Source organism: Brachyspira pilosicoli (assembly GCF_036997485.1).
GTDB classification, from domain to species: Bacteria; Spirochaetota; Brachyspiria; order Brachyspirales; family Brachyspiraceae; genus Brachyspira; species Brachyspira pilosicoli_C.
On the sequence record NZ_JAWLPU010000001.1, the window covers coordinates 452,563 to 472,587 of the forward strand.

Consider the following 20,025-nt stretch of genomic DNA (forward strand, 5'->3'; position numbering starts at 1 on the left):
ACTTGTATACAAATAATTAATACATGCACTTTTTGGTTCTTTGACGAAGTTCACAGCGTGTAAGGCGAAAAAAAGAACAATAAAAAAGTTTATAAAATTATAGTATATCATTTATAGAAGATACACATAAATCAACAGCCTTATCTATTTCTTCTTCGTTAATTATTAAAGGCGGATTAAAATATATAACATTGCCCAAAGGTCTTAATAATAAACCTTTTTTAAGTGCTTTTTTATATATTTGATAACCCATTCTTAGTTTTGAATCAAATCCTTCTTTTGTATTTTTATTTATAACTAATTCCATAGCATTGATAAGCCCTATATTTCTAATCTCTCCTATATTAGGGTGATTAAGTAATTTTTCTTTTAATTTATTATTTAAATATTTCGCTCTTATTTGTGCCTTGTTTATAATATCATCTTCTCTTAAAACTTTTTGTACAGCCAAAGCAGCAGAACAGCCTAAAGGGTTTCCGCTGTAGGTATGACTATGCATGAAAGCTTTCCCTTCATTGTAGTCTGCATAAAATGCATTATATATTTTGTCTGTTGTTATTGTTATTGCCATAGGCATATATCCGCCTGTAAGCCCTTTTGAAATGCACATTATATCAGGACTTATTTCAGCATGGTCGCATGCAAACATCTTTCCTGTGCGTCCAAAATTTGTAGCTATCTCATCAACTATAAAAACTACATTATATTTATCACAAAGCTCTCTTAATTTTTTCAAATAAAGTGGAGGATATATTCTCATTCCTGCACTTGCCTGAAGTAAAGGCTCCACTATCACAGCACAAGTTTCTTCTCCATATATTTCAAATTTTCTCTCAGCATCTTCAAAACATTCACATTTGCAAGTTTCTCTGTTTTGGCAGTATTTACATCTATAACAATCTGGTGCTTCTATATGTATAGTGTCCATTAACATTGGCTTGTATATTTTTGCATATAAGTCTAAACTTCCAACCGATAATGCCCCAATAGTTTCACCATGATAACCGTCAGTAAAACACATGAATCTCGTTCTTTTTGTATTGCCTATTTGATGCTGATATTGAAAAGCCATTTTTAATGCAGCTTCTATAGATGAAGAACCATTATCAGAAAAATTGAATTTAGTAAGCCCTTTTGGGAGTATCTTTACAAGCTCTTCGCATAATTTAATAGCTCCTTCATGAGAGAAGTTTGCAAATATAACATGCTCTAATCTGTCAAGCTGTTCTTTGATATTGGCATTGATTTTTTCATTACAATGTCCAAGCAGGTTACACCACCAAGAACTTACAATATCAATATACTCTTTTCCGTCTTTGTCATAAAGATATATTCCTTTCCCTCTGTTTATTATTATAGGATGAAGCTCTTCATAATCTTTCATCTGCGAGCAGGGATGCCAAATATATTTTAAATCTTTTTCTTCTAATGTCATAATAAATCCTTTATATTTTTATGAACTATATAAAACAAAATTAATATTATTCAAAAAGAGTTTCTATATTTTTATCATCTAATTTTAAAACACCATCTACAACAACACCTATGATTTTTACTCCTGTCATTTCTTCTATCATTTTTTTATTATCATCATGCATTTCATTTGCTGTTTCAAATCTATTTAATATTACACCATTAATTTTTAAATTTTTATTTCTCATATATTCTATAGTTAAAACAGTAGAATTAATTGTACCAAGTCCAGCATCTGCTATTATAAGAGAAGGCATATTTAATTCTTTTATTATATCTTCCAAAAATATTTTTTTATTATCATCATATCTTATAGGGCATATTATACCGCCGCTTCCCTCTACCAACATATAATCATGTTTAGCAGATATATCAGCATAAGCTTTTTTTATAACATCTATGTCAGGTGGATTTCCCTCAATTTGTGCTGCCAAATGAGGGGAATAGGCATGCTTATAAGTGTATGACACCATTTCATTATATGAATCTGATAAATTTGCTTGCTGTTTTACATACCAGGCATCGCTGTCTGATATATCATGACTCCCGCTTAATGCTGCTTTATAATATCCTATATTCAATCCTTTATCTTTTATATGTTTTGTAATTAAACCTGATACATAGGTTTTTCCTATATCAGTACCTGTTGCTGTTATAAAAATAGATTTAGCCATAAATATTTCCTAATAAAAATTAATCTTCTTTTAGTTGAATTTTATATCCTAATTCTTCTACCATTTTTTTATCTGTTTCTATTGATATTCCTGCAGTTGTGAGCATATCTCCTGTTATAGCTGCATTTGCTCCAGATAAAAAGCAGGATTTTCCTTTATCTTTTAAAAGCCCTCTTCCGCCTGCAAGCCTTATGAATGCCTTAGGATTAATAAATCTGTAAATAGCAACTATTCTTCTCATATCATTTTCAGTAAGAGGTTTAATATTTTCAAAAGGGGTGCTTGCTATAGGATTAAGCATATTAACAGGTATAGACATTATTCCAAGCTCTCTAAGCTCTATGGCCATATCAATTCTATCTTCCCAAGTTTCGCCCATTCCCATAATACCGCCGCTGCATACAACCATTCCAGCTTTTTGAGCTCCCTTTATAGCATTGATTTTATCATCATAAGTATGAGTTGTGCATACTTTACTAAAGAAATTTCTTGAAGCTTCCAAATTATTATGCACTCTTCTAAGTCCTGCTTTTTTCATTTTGCTAAAATTTTCTTCGTCAAGTAAACCTAAAGAAGCACATATATATCCGTCAGTTTCTCTATTAAGTGTTTTTATTGTCTCATAAATCTCATCAATCTCTTTTCCGTATAAAGCTCTCCCTGATGTTACTATAGAATATCTTAAAACACCTTTACTAAAATCGCTTTTCCCCTGTTCTAAAATTTTTTCTTTGTCTAATATATCATACTCTTCGCAGTTAGTGTTATAATGAGATGATTGAGCACAAAACTTACAATTTTCTGAACATTTACCGCTTTTGGCATTAATTATTGAACACATATCAAATGTATTGGAACAGAAATATTCTCTTATACTATTAGCTTTTGAACATAAATTATCTAACGGAGCATCAACTAATTTCATTGCTTCTTCTTTAGTTATATTATATCCGTTAATAATTTTTTGCATTAAATCTTCTAAATATAATTCGTAGTTTATGCCTTGTTCAACATTACTCATCTATATCTCCTTTTATGACAATTTATAATTTACACTTCCCGATATAAGTCTATCTATTTTACCATTTTGAAATTCTATTATAAGTGCAAATGTTTTATCTATATCTAATACTTTTACTATATATTCTTCATTATCCACATTAATAGAAACTTTTTTTCCTATCAAAAATGAACGCTTTTTATATTCCTCATAAAAATTTACATTATTAAAATAATATTCATACAAATTTTCTAATATTTTAGCTATCAATATATTTCTGATATCACCGTTATTTTTTGTATAATCCTTATCATTTATAGAAGCCGCTATATCATTAAGTTCTTTTGGAAAGCCTTTTTTAGGAAAATTAACATTGATACCTATACCTATAACGGCATAATCCAATTTTCCGTCTTCAAAACTAAAAGCTCCTTCAGTAAGTATACCGCATACCTTTTTTTCATTTATAAATACATCATTGACCCATTTTATTTTTGTACTTTCGTTTGAAACTTCTTCTATTGATTTTGATACCGCCATAGCAGCAGCTGTAGTTATAAATGAGCTATTAAAAAGTTTTTTATCTTTTTTTAAATTAAGTATAATACTCATGTATATCCCTGTACCATAAGGAGAGAAAAAAGATTTTCCATTTCTTCCATATCCATTTGTCTGCTCTTCTGCTAAAACTACAGTTCCGCTTTCAGCACCACTAATAGCCATATCTCTTGCTATAATATTTGTAGATTCTACACTTTTGTATATTGTAAAACTAAATTTATCAGAATATTTAGGCATATTATTCTTTATTATTTTTGATGATAACATATCTGTTTCTTTAGATAAAGCATATCCTTTATTTGAAACAGAGTGAATACTATATCCATCATTTTTCAATGATTTTACTGCTTTCCAGACAGCTGTTCTGCTTACGTTTAAATCATTAGCTAATTTTTCACCTGATATAAATAGTCCCTTATTTGATTCTAATATTGATATTATATTCTCTTTTATATTAATTTTCATATAAATCATAATATCATAATTACTATAATTGTCAACCTAAAATAATTACAAAGTTTACAATTAGAGAATCGTTTAAAAATATTATTTAATTTCGAAATTATTAACCACACGCAGAGTAAAGCTAAGAATAGAGATTTAATTATTCATTCATATTAAATAATATATTAAATACAATTCAGCGTGTGCTATAGACACTATAAATTTAAATAACGTTTGGGGATTATAACGACAGAGTTAAACTAAAAAAGAAAAATAATGCAAAAATAAATAATGAGATAAAAAGGGGGATGTAATTAAAATTTTAATTGAACATATAAAAAGTTAATTACCCAGCGTATATGCTACTAAAACATATACGCTTTTTTAATTAAAATTTTTAATATTTATTTAATTTATACGTTTTGATAAACATTAAAAAATAAATTATACCTATAATAGATGGTACAACACTTGATACAGCCATAGAAATATATATTCCAATAAAACCAATACTAATTTCTAATATAATAGATAATATTACTTTAAAAATAATTGAATCTATAAAAGAGTTAATAAAAGCTAAGTATGATTTTTGAATTCCTATTAAAAAGCTATCAAGCATATACATAAGAGCATATGTTATACCATTAAATGAAGCACAAACTCTCAAATAAAACATAATATCATTTATTGTTTTATCATCACCATTATAAAATATAGATATAATGTTTTTAGCAAATATATGTATAAATACAACAGCTGTCATAGTAATAGAAATATTAAAACACACGGCAAATATAACAGTATTCTTTATTTTGATATAATCTCTTTCTCCCATATTTTTTGCAACCAATATACTCAAAGCTTCTCCTATAGACCATGATATCATACCAATAAAAGTATTGATTTTAAGTCCTATAGTAAAACCTGTTATTACATCATATTTATTCATCATTATATTGATAATAAAAAAAGAAATATTTATAATAAGCATTTGAAATATACATGGAAAAGATACATATACTAATTCTTTTATTATTTTTATATCTATGCTAAAAACTATATCTTTTTTTATAAAATATAATGATAATAAAAAACTTAAAAACTGAGATATAACAGTAGCAAAAGCAGCACCTTCTACTGATAATTTCAAAACATATACAAACCAAAAGTCTAATAATATATTAATGATAGAAGCAATAATTATAAAACATAATGATAGTTTTTCTTTCCCGCTTGATTTTATCACTGATGATATAGAACTGTATAAAAAAATAAAACACACACCAGAGAAAATTATTCTAATATAGTCATAAGCATAATTAAAAGAATCTTTTGGTACATTCATAAATATTAATATATGCTTAGAAAACATTATGCCTAATATTGAAATTATTATAGAAAATAGTGCTGATAAAAATAATAGAGTTGTAATACTTTGTTTATATTTTATAGTCTCATTAGCACCTTTATATTTAGAAATTATAATAGAGCCTCCTATTGATAATCCTAAAGATACAGAAGTTACAATAAACATAAGTGAAGCACTATTTCCTAATGCTACAACCCCATAATCTCCAATTATATGCGAAATAAATATTATATCTATAATGCTATATAAGTATTGTAGTATATTTGAAATAAATAGTATAAACGAAAATTTTATTAAATACATGAAACTTTCCTTGAATGAAGATTAAAAATACAATGCACACTAAATAAATTAAAAAACTATAAAGAACTATAGCATAATGTTTTTTAGTATGCCCCAAACAATAAATAGAAAATATTGCTGGAGCTTTATTCAATAACAAGTTTCATATTTAGATATTATTTCTATTTTTGTTTAATGTCAATTATATTATAATTTATATTAAAAAAATTATTAAACGCACGGTTAGCCCTGTTTTTAATATGATGAAATTTGAACTATAAATAAAACTATATTTTTTAATTTTGCTCTGCGTGCGGTGGGGTAAACACACAAGATAAAAACTATTTTATAAAATTGTAACAATATGCCAACTATAAAAGGTTTAATTTTATTTTATATGATGTAAAATATATTTATTAGTAGTTTAGAAAAAAATTAAGTAAATTTCAAAATTTATACAAATATATTAATAATTTTTTATAGTTTATATTAATATAAGGATGTAATATATATGAGAAACAATATAAATGATCTTATAGAAAAAGATGAGAATTTTGACATAAGTAGAATATCTATGTCTACTTTATATATTCAAGCTATAAATCTACTATTATATAAGAAAATAAAAGGAGATAATAAAGTGAAATCTTTTTATTTAAATAGTATTATTTTATTTTCATCAAAGAATTATAAAAAACTAATAAAATTGTGTCATAAAGTTTTATGTTTAAATAAACAAAAAAAAATTAATTTAAGTATAATAGAAGAAGAACATTTTTATGGACATATAGTTACATCATATCTATATACGGGCCAGTATAAAAAATGTATAAAATATGGGCATAGATTCCTAAGTATATTAAATAATGAAAAAAATAAAATTACTTTTTTACATGATAAAATGGCTTATTTTCAAATAGGACTATCAAATTTATATTTGAAAAATTATCATGAAAGTATAAAGTATTTTGATAAAGTTATTGAATTAATGAAATTTGATAAAGAAGTTGAAAATATGATTATAAAAAACTTTGCAATACCTAATTACAATTATGCTTATCGCTGCAAAGGTATGGCATATTTAAAAATTGGAGACTATATAAAAGCTATAGATAACTTTAATGAAGATATAAAAATTAATGGTAATAGCGGTGTTGTTTATTATTATAAAGGAATAGCTTATTTCTACATAAAAAAATATGATAAATCAATTTCAGAATACAAAAAATCTATTAAATATTATAGTAATAATTTTGATAATAAAATATTTGTTTACAATGCTTTAATCAGAACATTAATAAAATGTAATAAGTATGATGATATAATTAAATTGTATAGAAGCATATGTAAAAATATATTAAATACAAAAATTACATTAAAGTATACATTTAATTTCTTTACATTATTTACACTAATATTTGATACAATAAAGAATATATCAATGGATCAAGAAGTTATAAATAAATTAATAAATACTAATTTTGAAAATCAAAAATCATATTTGAAAAAATCAAATTTGTATAATTATACCAAAGTTAATAAAGATTCATTAAAAAATATATTAAATAGTCAATTATGGCTTAGCAATTCAAAAACTTTTAATGATCCCATTGACCCATATATAAAAAAAAATACATATAACAAATTAAATGATTATATATTAGAAAAAATAAAAGTAGCTTGTCTGACTACACATAATGATAATACTTTAATGTGGAGTCATTATGCTGATAAACATCAAGGTATTTGTGTAGAGTATGACATAAGAAAAATTATGAATAAAAAAAATATAGTAATAAAAAGAATTAATTATAGTAATAAAATGAATATTGATAATTTTTTCATTAATTATTATAAGAGTATTTTACAGAACATAAACATTGAAACAGATAATTATTCAATAAATAATATTACAGATTTATTTATAATAAAATCCAGAGAGTGGAAGTATGAAGATGAATATCGTATACTTTTTTATGATGAAGAAAATAAAAATCCAAATGGAACACTTATTAATTTACCAATAAAAAGTATTTGTTTTGGTGTACAAACATCAAAAGAAGATAAAGAGCTTGTATACAATATAGTGAATTCTATCAATGAAAAAAATAAAAATAAAAACACTAAAAAATATAAAAGAATTAAACTCTATCAGGCAGAACTTGATGACAATGAGCTTTTTAAGATTAATATTAAGCCTTATGAACATAAAAAGAATTAGTTAATAATAAATGCAGTTCTTTTGTTTCTTTTATACCAATAAAAGAAGTATGGGCGTGGGGGCTAGTCCCCACAAATAAATAAAATAATACTAATTTTATATATATTTATTTTAATAAAAAAGGCATGCATCATAAAATGCACGCCTTCAAAATAATTAGCTCTTATGTTTTTTATATATGTTATACATTAGAATAAACTGCCTCTGATGAAGCCTCTTTGTTGTTCTTTTCTTCTTCCAATGCCTTTCTTTTCATTTTCTGATAAATGTAAATATACATGATACTTGCCATTAAAACTGTAACTATATCGGCTATAGGCTGTGCCCATATAATACCTTTTATGCCGAATAATTTTGTACCTATTAATATGGTAGGTATAAATGCTATACCTTGTCTGCTTATAGAAAGTATTAGAGAAGGAATTGATTTTCCTAATGCTTGGAATGTTGACATAAATACAAATTGAAAACCTATTATAGGAGCTATTGAATAACTTGCTACCAAGAATCTCACCCCATAATCTATTACTTCTTCATTATTGATAAATACAGCTACAGCTAATCTTCCAAATATTAAAGATAAAATTAAAAGTAAAAATCCTATTATTACGCTTACAGCACAAGATATTTTAATAGCTGCATTCATTCTTTTATAATTTTTAGAAGCAAAGTTGTATCCTACAAAAGGCTGAAGTCCTTGAGAAAGTCCTATAAATACTAATACTACAAGAGTAAATATTCTTTGAGCAACTCCAAGTCCTGCTACCACATTATCACTATATCCAGCAGCTAAGTTGTTTATTAATATGTTTGAAGCACTCATAAGTATGTTATTAATGGAAACAGGTATTCCTATAGAAAATACATTGATAAGTATATCTTTATGCAAAGTAAATTCTTTAAAATGTATTGATAGGAAAGATTTTTTTCTTAGAATATGATAAATGTAGTAAAGAGTAGAACAAGCATTACCTATTATTGTAGCCAAAGCAGCACCAGCAACACCCATATTCATATAAAGAATCATTATAGGGTCTAATACTATATTAACTACTGTACCAATCATCATACCAATCATAGCCTCTTTTGAAGAACCCTCAGCCCTTACAATCTGACCCATAGCCATCTGATTAACTACAAAAGGAGCTCCAAATGCCACTATAATTAAATAATCCTTAGAAAATTGATAAGTATTGCTGCTTGCACCTGATATTTTTAATATGTCTTTCATAAATATCAAGTATACAGCCATAGAAATAAATCCTACTATAATGCTTGCATAAAAAGCAAATGCGGATATCTTTTTTACAGATTCATAATCTTTAGAACCTAATTTTCTGGATATGTAAGAACCGCCTCCTATACCAAATATATTACCGAAAGCCATAAGAAGCAAATATATAGGCATACATAATGATACAGCAGCAACCTGATTAGGGTCCCCAGTTTGTCCTACAAAGAAAGTATCTACCATATTATAAAAAACATTGACTAACATTCCTAATATTGTTGGAAGTGCTAGCGTAATTAGAGCTTTATGTACGGGATAATTTTCAAACAATTCGATTTTTTTATCTGTCATACGTCTGACCTCCTATTATTGATTGTTAAATTATAGATTATACCAAATAAAAAAATATATCAAGCGATAAAAAATGAGATTTTTTAATTTTTTTTGATATTATCATGGTATATTTATATGTAAATTTATAAAATACAAAAAATTATAAAAACTTTAATATAATTAGTATTCTATTAAATTAAAAGTTATTTTTTATATTTTTTTATAAAATTTTCAACTATATCAAACATATCTTTAGTCCAAAACTGCCAACCGCTATGCTCAGCATTTTTTACAGTACAAAATTCATAAACTCTATTTTCTTCTTTTAACTTATCAGCTAAAATTTTACTCTGGCTAAATGGAACAACACTGTCAGTATCCCCATGTGCTAAAAATATTGGCGGCAAATTATTAACTTTTGAAATCTCATAATAAGGGCTTGCCTTTTTTGCTATTTCAGGAAAATCATAAACATTTTTTCTCCCTATTAATATTCCCTCAGGGCTATCAGCATCTCCTGTAGTAGATTTTAAAGGGTCATTTCTCATTTCAAACAAATCTGTAGGAGGATAATATGCAATTATCGCATTCATATAAGGTATAGCATCATCATTATCATTTAAAGGAATTGCCATAAATAAAGCAGTATGTGCTCCTGATGAACTGCCCCAAACAAATGTATTATTAGTATCTACATTATATTTATCAGCATTATTTATCATAAAATTAAGAGCATCCCTCGCATCTTCAATTTGTGCTGGAAAAATAGCTTTATCGCTTGGTCTATATTCAACTATAGAAACAACATATCCTCTTCTAGCAAAATCTCCCATTACTACTAAATTCTGATAAACATTCTGCTTCATCCACCTTGAACCTTGTATAAATAAAACTAATGGATACTTTGAGTTTGTATCATTTCTTTTTAGTTTTGGTGTTAATATTTGAAGAGATAAATCAATTCCGTCTTTATTTGTATAAATAACATTAGGCGTATAATTAACATTAAAGATAGGATTTTTTTCTTCTAATACTATATTGCCTTCTTCATTTGTGTATATTGTAAAGTTATTCATACTATTATTTCCTTCATTTTTAGATGAATTATTACAAGAAACAAAAATTAAACAAAAAATAAAAATCATTAAAATTTTTTTCATTTCAGCTCCTTATGTATATATTTACATGTATATATTTAGATATTACTAAAAAATTTATATTATGTCAAATTTTTATTATATGTATATAATGTTTTAAGTAATATACTAAAAAAATAACTTTTTATTTAACCCTATAATTTTTATCTTTTTATTTCATTTAAAATTAAGAATTCAATTATACTCATTGATTAGTTAATAGATAAAAATGCCAACCCCAATTTTTTAAAAACTAAAAAATTACATACCGCACGCAGAATAAATTTTAAAATATAGATAAAATTATCATTTTCATTATTTTAGGTATAAAAATAAACATAACGTGCGGCAGAATAAATTTATTAATTAATATATTTAGCTAATTTATAATAAAATATAGATTTTGACAGTTTTTATATTTTTTAAAATTACACATTAATGCATTAATTTTTCAGATTAACTATATTATCTTGCAAATTATTCACAAATAAACCTATATGATAACCATCACAAACTCTATGATTAACTTGTATTGAAAGCGGCATTAATATTTTATTAGAATCATTATAATATTTTCCCATAGTAAATATCGGAGGCAAATAATCAAAACAATTATTGATGTTTAAATTAAAACCCTCAAAAGATACCCAAGGGATAGATGATATATTAAATAAATTTTTAATATTACAAGCTTTTGGAGAAAATGATATGCTTGTGCTATAAGTTTTTATATCTTCAATACAATTATTATAAAATAAATTAAAATCATCATTATACTCTGTGTATATAGATGAGAAAGTTTTAGCGTTATTATTAAATATAGTATAGCTTGGATTTACAACATCATAATAACCAAGTTTAGAATCCTCAAAAGACATCTTAAACTCTTTCATATCGTTTACAGTCTTTGATATTAAATATATCATTGTAGGATAAAACTTAAAAGAGCTATTTACTATATTTTGTACTTCCAATTTTACAGTAATACTGTAAGTACATTGGTTAATATTAGAATAATGATAATAATGCTCTTTTCTCTCCCAATTTTCAATATCAATTATATTAAACATTAATTACACATCTCTTTAATTTTTTTATAAAATTATTTTTAAACTATATCTAAAGGCATCTTTCTGTTAGGCTTAGGAAACTCTTTATTTAAAAGCTCTATATCTTCTTTATCTAATACAATATTTTGAGAATTAATATTTTCTAATATATGTTTTTCATTAGAGCTTTTCGGTATAGGCACTCTCTTATCAAAAGACATTATAAAAGCCAATGCTATTTGACTTGATGTAGCATTATGTTTTTTTGCTATATTTTTAATAACATTGTTGTTTAATATATTATTGCCTAAATTCCCAGCCTGTGCTAAAGGACAATAAGCCATTAACACTATATTTCTCTCAAGCATATAAGAAGCCAAATCAAAATCAATACCTCTTGAAGCTAAGTGATATAATACCTGATTAACAGCACATTTATCTGCGTTTTTTATACTCTCAAGCTCTTTCATATCATCAATATCAAAATTAGAGACACCCCAATCTTTTATAAGACCTTCTTTTTTAGCCTCTTCCATACATTCAACTGTCTCTCTTAAAGGAATCCTCCCCCTCCAATGAAGCAAATACATATCCAAATAATCAAGCCCCAAACGATTTAGAGATTTTTTTAAACTAATAAATAAATTATCTCTCCCCGCATTATGAGGATAAACTTTAGAAACTATAAAAAGCTCTTCTCTGTTTATGCTTGCTTTTTTTAAGGCTTCTCCAACTACTATCTCAGCTCCTCCATCTCCATACATCTCTGCAGTATCTATTAGCCTAACTCCGTTTTTTAAAGCATAATATACAGCATTAATTTCTATACTGCTTTTACTCTCGTTCTCTCCCATTTTCCAAGTGCCTATTCCAAATTTAGGCATTTTGTTTGATGATTTTAAAACATAACTCATAATAAAATCCTATATTATTTATATAAAAACCTTTTAATCTTTTTAGTAGGATTCTTTTCAAACTCTTCTTTTTGTATTTCAAAGCTTGATACTCTCGCAAAATCTGGAAGAAGTTTATTAAGATTATTTCTCACTTCCTCTAATTTTGTTTTTATATCTTCATCGTTTAAATCTTTTATTTGCTCAGCATCTAAATATACTAAACCATAAAGTTTATTTTCTCTTTGAACAATTAAAGATTCTAATATATAAGGCATACTATTTAATTTACTTTCAATCTCTTCAGGATAAATATTCTGTCCGCTTGGACCAAGAAGCATATTTTTACTTCTTCCTCTTATAAATATTCTATTTCCCTCTCCAAGTACACCCAAATCATTAGTTCTAAGCCAACCGTCACGGGATAAAACTTCTGCAGTAGCTTTAGGGTTTTTGTAGTACCCAAGCATAACATTTTCACCCTTAACCATAATGTCCCCAACTTCTTCAGGGCTGTTAGAATCAATTTTTATCTCTAATGTGTCTATTATGCATCCGCAGCTTCTTGCCACATGTTTATCCCAAGGAGAATAACTAATAAGAGGTCCGCATTCTGTCATACCATAACCAACAGTAAATTTAAAACCTATATCCATTAAAAACTTTTCAACTTCTTCGTTTAAAGCACTTCCTCCAACTATTACTACATGGAAATTGCCTCCAAATGACTGCGTAAGTTTTTCACAAATTTTATTTTTTAGTATCTTTGATATAAAAGGTAAATTTAATAGATTTTTCATAAGAGGTTTATCTATTGTAGGCTTTAATTTCTTGAAATAAATCTTTTCCAAAATTAAAGGAACCATAAGTATTAAATTTGGTTTTACCTCATCAAAAGCCTTAAGCAAAATATTAGGACTTGGTATGGCACTAAGCATATATATACAAGCCCCTTTAGAGAAAGGAAATAAAAAATCAAACAAACAGCCAAATACATGTGCTAAAGGCAAAAATGAAAGTATATGGTCATTTGATTTTATAGGCATATTCTCTATTGCAAATCTCACATTGGCAGCAAGTGAATTATGATTAAGCATAACACCTTTACTAAAACCTGTAGTACCAGAAGTGTATATTATAGTAGCTAAAGTATCATTTTCAAATATGTTTAATGAAAAAGTCTCTCTGCTGAAATTTTCTAATTGCACATCAAGAATCTCATTATACTCTTCTGTTAAATCATTTTTATGGTCAAATATAGTTAAATTATCCAAATAAAATATTCTATTTAAAAAGCTAAATTTTTCTTTGTCAATCTTTTCTATTATGTGTTTATCCATAAAAAGATATTTAGAGCCAGAATCATTTAGTATAGAAATAATATCATCTTTAGCAAAATCAACGAGTATAGGCACAACCACAGCCCCATAACTTACTATAGACAAATAAGTTAAAGCCCAATTTGCAGAATTAGCGCCGCATAATGCAATTTTATCTCCCTTATATATCTCCATTCTTTTAAATATGGTGTGCATTTTTAATATATGTTTAGCCACATCAGAATATTTTACAAAATTATCCTTACCATAATCACAAAAAGCATTAATATCCCAATTTTCTTTAATAGAGTTTAAAATATACTCAGACAATTTTTCATTAATCATAAACAAATCTCCTTAAAAAATATTAAACTATATTAGCAACATATCTGAACATAAAAACAGCATGACATATATTAGATAAAATTAAAAGAGAATAAAATAGCGGAAGAAATAAAGTATATCTTTTATTAACTTCATACATAGCAAGTCTATAAAACACCATAGCAATATTTAAAAGTAAAAAAGCAGTTAAATAAAGTATAGCCCCATACTCTCCAACCGCTAAAGCAATTTTTTGTATAGCAATAAGCCAAACCCAATTTAGAAGAAAGTAATATATAGTTTCTGTGAAACCTCTCCACCTATAGCTAAACACACTTCTTAAAGTAATTCCAAGTACGCAAAGCCCAGTAATCACTCCAAAAAAGCTCCAGCCCCAACCGTTTTGAAGCGATATTAAACAAGGCGGTATATAAACTCCCCATATCATCATAATAAAAAAAGCATGCGAAAGTATATAAAACACCTTTTTAGCCTTGTTGTTAAAAGGGAAAAAATGATATATAGAATTAATTATATAAAATATTATTAAAAAACTCGAATAAAGAGAAAAAGAAGTAGCTTCTATACCTGTCTCAGAGTTTATTAAAAGCCCTACTAAAACAGCAATAGCTGAGCTTGCACATATTATGCATATAATAGCACATATTCTTGAAACATTTTTTTTTATTAAAACACTCATAATATTCTATCTTATATTTTATTTAAATAAAGTAAATGGTAATTTTTAACTATTTGCTAAAATTGCATTATGTCATTCCAATACCTATCAAAGTATCTATGCATTCCTAATCCAGCAGAAAAATAATTATAAATTTTACTAAAATCTTTTGAAGCCTCTTTAAAAGAAGAATTATTAATATAGCCTTTCTTAGCCATATAAAGCAAACATATAGAAGGCGAACGTGACATACCAAAATTGCAATGAACCAAAACTTTTTTGTCTTTGATTTTTCTATCTATAAAATCTATAGCCCTTTTAATCATAGGAGAGGCATAATCATAAGAAAGACTCGATATATCAAGCAAGTTTAAATACAAATCATCATTGTTTTCATAAAAAGTTTTGTTTCCAACAGAACCATTAACACCTCTTACAAAACAGCTCTGACAAGCATGCACTATAGCACCCTCAAAAACGCTGCAATCATAGTCATTTCCCACATATAAATTATGACAAAGCTCAAACATAAAAATCTCCAATTGTTATACTATATTTTGTCATATAAGCTTTTTTATTCAACTTTTTCCCGCCGCAAAAAGTTGCAAAAAGTGCAATTATTAGAATTTTATATCCTAAAGATATATTATAATCACTTAGGTATATACTATACCAAAAATGAATATATGTCATTAACTTCTACTATATTGTTAACATTAACTATATCATATACATCTGTTTTTATTAGCAAAGTTTTTAAAAAAGGTATTTTTACTATATCGCTGTCTCTGTCACCTATCATAAAAGAAGAAGTTAAATCTATATTATATTTTTTGCAAGCTGTTAAATGCATAGCAGCCTCTGGTTTTCTTAGTACAGAGAGAAGTTTATATTCTTCAACGTTTCCTTTTATATGATATGGGCAGTAATAAAAATCATCTATAACAGCATCATGTTTTTTATATTCTTGATGCAAATAATTATGAACATTCCTCACATCATCATTAGTATAATAGTTGTAAGAAACTCCAGCCTGATTTGTAGTTACTATTGTAATATAATTTTTTTCGTTGGCATATTTTACTATATCTGTAAACTCTTTTTTTATTTTTACTCTCTCAACCTCTCCAATATAACCCACATCTTCCATAAGTACGCCATCTCTATCCAAAAATAAAGCCTTATTAATTTTTTTATTTGCATCTGGAATATATAAAGGTATGCCGTATAAATTATTATTATTAAATGCTTCATCTATAACCAAATTAAAACTTTCATTATACTCAAATACTTTATTATCATACACAATTAAATTTGATATAGAATATCCAGACAAAGGGTTTTGAATATTATCTTTTATTATCTTATAGTTATCGTCTATAGTATATAATTTATTTTCATTATTATTAAAATCAAATGTAAGCCCAACAACTACTGCTTTGCTATTATTTAAATTATTATAAAACGAAAGAAAAAAAGTTTTTATTCTATCATATACTATTTTATCAAAATTACTCATAGCTAATAATATATTATAGTTTAATCAATATTTCAAATTTTGACAAATGAAACAGTAAAATTTAAAAATTGGCTTTTTAAAATATTACTTTTTTTAGTATTTGTTTTAATAAAAATTGACAAGAATAAAAATAAAACTATACTATATATATAAGAAAAAATTTATTTTTTTATAAATCTAAGTAAAAAATCTATCAAAAATAACAATAGTAGGAGATTATCATGGCAACAAAAAAGATGGTTTACTTCTTTGGTAATGGTAAATCTGAAGGAGCTAAAGAGACAAAAGCTCTATTAGGCGGTAAAGGTTTAGGTCTTGCCCAAATGACAGAAAGTAAAGTACCTGTTCCAGCAGGTTTTACAATTACAACAGAAGTATGTGATTATTATTCAAAGAACAAATCATACCCTAAAGGATTAGAAAAAATAGTAGATGAGAACATCAAAAAATTAGAAAAGGCTATGGGAATGGAATTTGGTAATGCAGACAAGCCTCTCCTTGTATCTGTTCGTTCTGGTGCTGCTATATCTATGCCTGGTATGATGGATACAATACTTAATCTTGGTATAAACGAAAATGTGGTTAATGGAATTATTAAAAAAACTAATAATCCAAGATTTGCTTGGGACGCTTATAGAAGATTTATACAAATGTTCGGTGATGTAGCTATGGGTGTTGATCATGACAAATTCGAGGAAATTCTTGATGAGAGAAAAAAAGCTATAGCACCAAAAATCGGAAAAGCTGAAAAAGAAGTTAAAGATACTGATTTGGATGTTGAAGAGTTAAAAGTTGTAGTAGAAAAATATAAAGCTATGTATAAACAAGAAATGGGCGAAGCTTTCCCAGATGACCCTAAAGTACAATTATGGCATGCTATTAATGCTGTATTTAGAAGCTGGAACAACCCAAGAGCCGAAGCTTACAGGAAATTAAATGATATAAGAAATCTTTTAGGTACCGCTGTAAACGTTCAGGCTATGGTATTTGGTAATATGGGAGATACTTCTGCTACTGGTGTATGTTTCTCTCGTAACCCTGCCACTGGTGAAAACAAATTCTACGGAGAGTTTTTAATTAATGCACAAGGTGAAGACGTTGTTGCTGGTATTAGAACACCTCAAGAAATTACATTAGAAGGAAGTAAAGAATGGGCTAAAAATAATGGTATAAGTGAAGAAGATAGAAAAGCTAAATATCCTTCTCTTGAAGAGGTTATGCCTTCTGTTTATAAACAATTAGTAAGCTACAAAAACCAATTAGAAAAATATTACAGCGATATGCAGGATATGGAGTTTACAATACAAGAAGGCAAACTTTATATGCTTCAAACTCGTAATGGTAAGAGAACTGCTGCTGCTGCTGTAAGGATTGCTGTTGAGCTTGCTGAGGCTAAAATCATTTCTAAAGAAGAGGCTTTAATGAGAGTTAATCCTGCTGATTTGGATCAGTTGCTTCACCCTATGTTTGACCCTAATGCTAAAAAGACTGCTAAAGTACTTGCTAAGGGATTAAATGCTTCTCCTGGTGCTGCTGTTGGTAAGGCTGTATTTGCTGCTGAAAGGGCTGAGGCTATGAAAGAGGCTGGAGAATCTGTTGTACTTGTTCGTATAGAAACTAGCCCTGAAGACATTAAGGGAATGAATGCCGCTGAAGGTATATTAACTGCAAGAGGCGGAGCTACTTCACATGCTGCTGTTGTTGCTCGCGGTATGGGTAAATGCTGCGTTGCTGGATGTAGTGAATTAGATATTGATTACAGTCAAAAACTTATGAAAGTTAATGATACTGTAGTTCGTGAAGGCGATTATATTTCTATAGATGGTTCCACTGGTGAGGTAATGCTTGGACAGGTTACTACTAAAGAGGCAGATATGTCTGAAGACTTCAGAAAACTTATGCAGTGGGCTGATGAAATTAGATTAAAAAATAAATTTGAAGTTCATACTAATGCTGATACTCCTAATGATGCACAAATTGCTAGGAAATTCGGTGCTGAAGGTATTGGTTTGTGCCGTACTGAACACATGTTCTTCAATGCTGACAGAATTAAAAGTGTAAGACAGCTTATACTTGTTGCTGAAGAAGTTAAACAATTAAGAGAAAAATTAGAAGAAGCTAAAAAAATTGGCAAAGCTGATTTAGTTGAAGAATTAGAAAGACTTTATAAAGAACCAAGAAAACTTTATGATGATGCTTTAGATAGTTTATTCCCTATGCAAATGGAAGACTTTGTAGGTATATTTACTGCTATGGCTGGTTATCCTGTAACAGTAAGACTTCTTGACCCACCTTTGCATGAGTTTATTCCTCATGAAGATTCTCAATTACAAGAATTATCAAATGAAATGAATGTTCCTTTTGAAAAATTAAGAGCTATTAGAGATTCTCTACATGAGTTTAACCCAATGCTCGGACATAGAGGCTGTCGTCTTGGTATCACTTACCCAGAAATTTATGATATGCAAGCAAGAGCTATTATTGAAGCTGCTGTTAAAGTTAAGAAAAACGGCGTAGATGTTCACCCTGAAATAATGATTCCTCTTGTTGGTACTCTAAAAGAGCTTAAAATGATAAAAGAGAGAATTATCAAAATAGCTGATGAACTATTCTCTAAAGTGGGAGATAAAGTTGCTTATAAAGTTGGTACTATGATAGAAGTTCCAAGAGCTGCTTTGGTTGCTGATAAGATTGCCACAGAAGCTGAGTTCTTCTCATTTGGTACTAATGACTTAACTCAAATGGGCGGCGGTTTCTCAAGAGATGATGCTGGTAAGTTCTTAAAAGACTATGTTGATAAAGAAATATACGAAAAAGATCCTTTCCAATCTTTAGACCAAGAAGGTATTGGAGAATTATTAAAAATTGCTGTTACTAAAGGAAGGGCTGCTAACAAAAAACTTACTGTTGGTATATGCGGTGAGCATGGAGGTGACCCTGCTACTGTTATGTTCTGTTATGATATAGGACTTAACTATGTAAGCTGTTCTCCTTATAGAGTGCCTATTGCTAGACTTGCTGCTGCTCAAGGTATAATTAATGCTTCTGCAAAAAACAAAAAAGTAAGTGTTAAAAAAGAAGTGAAAAAAGCAGCTAAAGCTGTTAAAAAAGAGGTAAAGAAAGAGATTAAAAAAGATGCTAAAAAAGCAGCTTCTACAGTAAAAAAAGCTTCAAAAGATGTAAAAAAAGCAACTAAAGAAATGAAGAAAGTTGCTAAGGCTGTAAAAAATACTGTTAAAAAAGAAGTGAAAAAAGCAGTATCAAAAAAGACAAACTCTAAAAAATAATCTTTTATCTTTATAATTTGTAGCCTGTGTGCCTATAAGCATGCAGGCTTTTTTATTGTATACTAAAAAGTTTATCAATTTTTATTATTGTTCTTTTTCCCGCCTTCGCACCCACAGGCACTTCCTTCGGTCGCCCTGAAGGACTCCTTTCAGTAGCGGTGCGGACTTCGTCAAAGTTTTTGCCCTCGGGCACGCTTCGCGAAAGTGCAAGTACTATAGCTATTATTT

Annotated in this window: 15 protein-coding genes; 2 read left to right on the plus strand and 13 right to left on the minus strand. The window is 27.6% G+C overall.

Annotated features, from left to right (window positions below; translation table 11 throughout):
- Nucleotides 1–97: 97 nt before the first annotated feature.
- The 5 genes from bioA to R4I97_RS01970 all read right to left on the minus strand — a co-directional run bounded on the left by bioA (nt 98) and on the right by R4I97_RS01970 (nt 5,827).
- Nucleotides 98–1,435 (minus strand): adenosylmethionine--8-amino-7-oxononanoate transaminase, encoded by a 1,338-nt coding sequence (bioA, locus tag R4I97_RS01950; protein ID WP_335783456.1) that lies wholly within the window; start codon nt 1,433–1,435, stop codon nt 98–100.
- Between the two features lie 46 nt (nt 1,436–1,481).
- Nucleotides 1,482–2,147 (minus strand): dethiobiotin synthase, encoded by a 666-nt coding sequence (gene bioD / locus R4I97_RS01955; protein ID WP_335783457.1) that lies wholly within the window; start codon nt 2,145–2,147, stop codon nt 1,482–1,484.
- A 19-nt stretch (nt 2,148–2,166) separates the two neighbouring features.
- Nucleotides 2,167–3,168, minus strand: coding sequence for a biotin synthase BioB (gene bioB / locus R4I97_RS01960; protein WP_335783458.1), 1,002 nt, complete (start codon nt 3,166–3,168; stop codon nt 2,167–2,169).
- A gap of 12 nt (nt 3,169–3,180) precedes the next feature.
- Nucleotides 3,181–4,173, minus strand: coding sequence for a biotin--[acetyl-CoA-carboxylase] ligase (locus R4I97_RS01965; protein ID WP_335783459.1), 993 nt, complete (start codon nt 4,171–4,173; stop codon nt 3,181–3,183).
- Nucleotides 4,174–4,549: 376 nt separating this feature from the next.
- Nucleotides 4,550–5,827, minus strand: coding sequence for an MATE family efflux transporter (locus R4I97_RS01970; RefSeq protein WP_335783460.1), 1,278 nt, complete (start codon nt 5,825–5,827; stop codon nt 4,550–4,552).
- 490 nt (nt 5,828–6,317) lie between these two features.
- Here R4I97_RS01970 and R4I97_RS01975 point away from each other — a divergent pair, with 490 nt between their 5' ends.
- Nucleotides 6,318–8,027, plus strand: a complete 1,710-nt coding sequence (locus tag R4I97_RS01975; protein ID WP_335783461.1) for a DUF2971 domain-containing protein — start codon at nt 6,318–6,320, stop codon at nt 8,025–8,027.
- A gap of 181 nt (nt 8,028–8,208) precedes the next feature.
- Here R4I97_RS01975 and R4I97_RS01980 read toward each other — a convergent pair whose 3' ends face one another.
- From R4I97_RS01980 to R4I97_RS02015, 8 genes are all read right to left on the minus strand, one after another.
- Nucleotides 8,209–9,609 (minus strand): MATE family efflux transporter, encoded by a 1,401-nt coding sequence (locus tag R4I97_RS01980; RefSeq protein WP_335783462.1) that lies wholly within the window; start codon nt 9,607–9,609, stop codon nt 8,209–8,211.
- Nucleotides 9,610–9,794: 185 nt separating this feature from the next.
- Nucleotides 9,795–10,751: an alpha/beta hydrolase gene (locus R4I97_RS01985; protein ID WP_335783463.1), complete on the minus strand. Its 957-nt coding sequence runs from the start codon at nt 10,749–10,751 to the stop codon at nt 9,795–9,797.
- Nucleotides 10,752–11,170: 419 nt separating this feature from the next.
- Nucleotides 11,171–11,797, minus strand: coding sequence for a CatA-like O-acetyltransferase (locus tag R4I97_RS01990; protein WP_335783464.1), 627 nt, complete (start codon nt 11,795–11,797; stop codon nt 11,171–11,173).
- Nucleotides 11,798–11,835: 38 nt separating this feature from the next.
- Nucleotides 11,836–12,690: an aldo/keto reductase gene (locus R4I97_RS01995; RefSeq protein ID WP_335783465.1), complete on the minus strand. Its 855-nt coding sequence runs from the start codon at nt 12,688–12,690 to the stop codon at nt 11,836–11,838.
- Between the two features lie 14 nt (nt 12,691–12,704).
- Nucleotides 12,705–14,333, minus strand: a complete 1,629-nt coding sequence (locus tag R4I97_RS02000) for an AMP-binding protein (protein WP_335783466.1) — start codon at nt 14,331–14,333, stop codon at nt 12,705–12,707.
- Between the two features lie 22 nt (nt 14,334–14,355).
- Complete coding sequence (locus R4I97_RS02005; protein ID WP_335783467.1) at nt 14,356–15,012, minus strand: hemolysin III family protein; 657 nt, start codon at nt 15,010–15,012, stop codon at nt 14,356–14,358.
- 56 nt (nt 15,013–15,068) lie between these two features.
- Complete coding sequence (locus R4I97_RS02010) at nt 15,069–15,521, minus strand: dual specificity protein phosphatase family protein (protein ID WP_335783468.1); 453 nt, start codon at nt 15,519–15,521, stop codon at nt 15,069–15,071.
- A 137-nt stretch (nt 15,522–15,658) separates the two neighbouring features.
- Nucleotides 15,659–16,510 (minus strand): HAD-IIIA family hydrolase, encoded by an 852-nt coding sequence (locus R4I97_RS02015; protein ID WP_335783469.1) that lies wholly within the window; start codon nt 16,508–16,510, stop codon nt 15,659–15,661.
- A gap of 221 nt (nt 16,511–16,731) precedes the next feature.
- Here R4I97_RS02015 and ppdK point away from each other — a divergent pair, with 221 nt between their 5' ends.
- Nucleotides 16,732–19,797: a pyruvate, phosphate dikinase gene (ppdK, locus tag R4I97_RS02020; protein WP_335783470.1), complete on the plus strand. Its 3,066-nt coding sequence runs from the start codon at nt 16,732–16,734 to the stop codon at nt 19,795–19,797.
- The last annotated feature ends 228 nt before the right edge of the window (nt 19,798–20,025 follow it).

Coding starts and splice junctions, on each gene's coding strand:
- bioA (WP_335783456.1), bottom strand. CDS start 1,435: ATGACATTAGAAGAAAAAGATTTAAAATATATTTGGCATCCCTGCTCG.
- bioD (WP_335783457.1), bottom strand. CDS start 2,147: ATGGCTAAATCTATTTTTATAACAGCAACAGGTACTGATATAGGAAAA.
- bioB (WP_335783458.1), bottom strand. CDS start 3,168: ATGAGTAATGTTGAACAAGGCATAAACTACGAATTATATTTAGAAGAT.
- R4I97_RS01965 (WP_335783459.1), bottom strand. CDS start 4,173: ATGAAAATTAATATAAAAGAGAATATAATATCAATATTAGAATCAAAT.
- R4I97_RS01970 (WP_335783460.1), bottom strand. CDS start 5,827: ATGTATTTAATAAAATTTTCGTTTATACTATTTATTTCAAATATACTA.
- R4I97_RS01975 (WP_335783461.1), top strand. CDS start 6,318: ATGAGAAACAATATAAATGATCTTATAGAAAAAGATGAGAATTTTGAC.
- R4I97_RS01980 (WP_335783462.1), bottom strand. CDS start 9,609: ATGACAGATAAAAAAATCGAATTGTTTGAAAATTATCCCGTACATAAA.
- R4I97_RS01985 (WP_335783463.1), bottom strand. CDS start 10,751: ATGAAAAAAATTTTAATGATTTTTATTTTTTGTTTAATTTTTGTTTCT.
- R4I97_RS01990 (WP_335783464.1), bottom strand. CDS start 11,797: ATGTTTAATATAATTGATATTGAAAATTGGGAGAGAAAAGAGCATTAT.
- R4I97_RS01995 (WP_335783465.1), bottom strand. CDS start 12,690: ATGAGTTATGTTTTAAAATCATCAAACAAAATGCCTAAATTTGGAATA.
- R4I97_RS02000 (WP_335783466.1), bottom strand. CDS start 14,333: ATGATTAATGAAAAATTGTCTGAGTATATTTTAAACTCTATTAAAGAA.
- R4I97_RS02005 (WP_335783467.1), bottom strand. CDS start 15,012: ATGAGTGTTTTAATAAAAAAAAATGTTTCAAGAATATGTGCTATTATA.
- R4I97_RS02010 (WP_335783468.1), bottom strand. CDS start 15,521: ATGTTTGAGCTTTGTCATAATTTATATGTGGGAAATGACTATGATTGC.
- R4I97_RS02015 (WP_335783469.1), bottom strand. CDS start 16,510: ATGAGTAATTTTGATAAAATAGTATATGATAGAATAAAAACTTTTTTT.
- ppdK (WP_335783470.1), top strand. CDS start 16,732: ATGGCAACAAAAAAGATGGTTTACTTCTTTGGTAATGGTAAATCTGAA.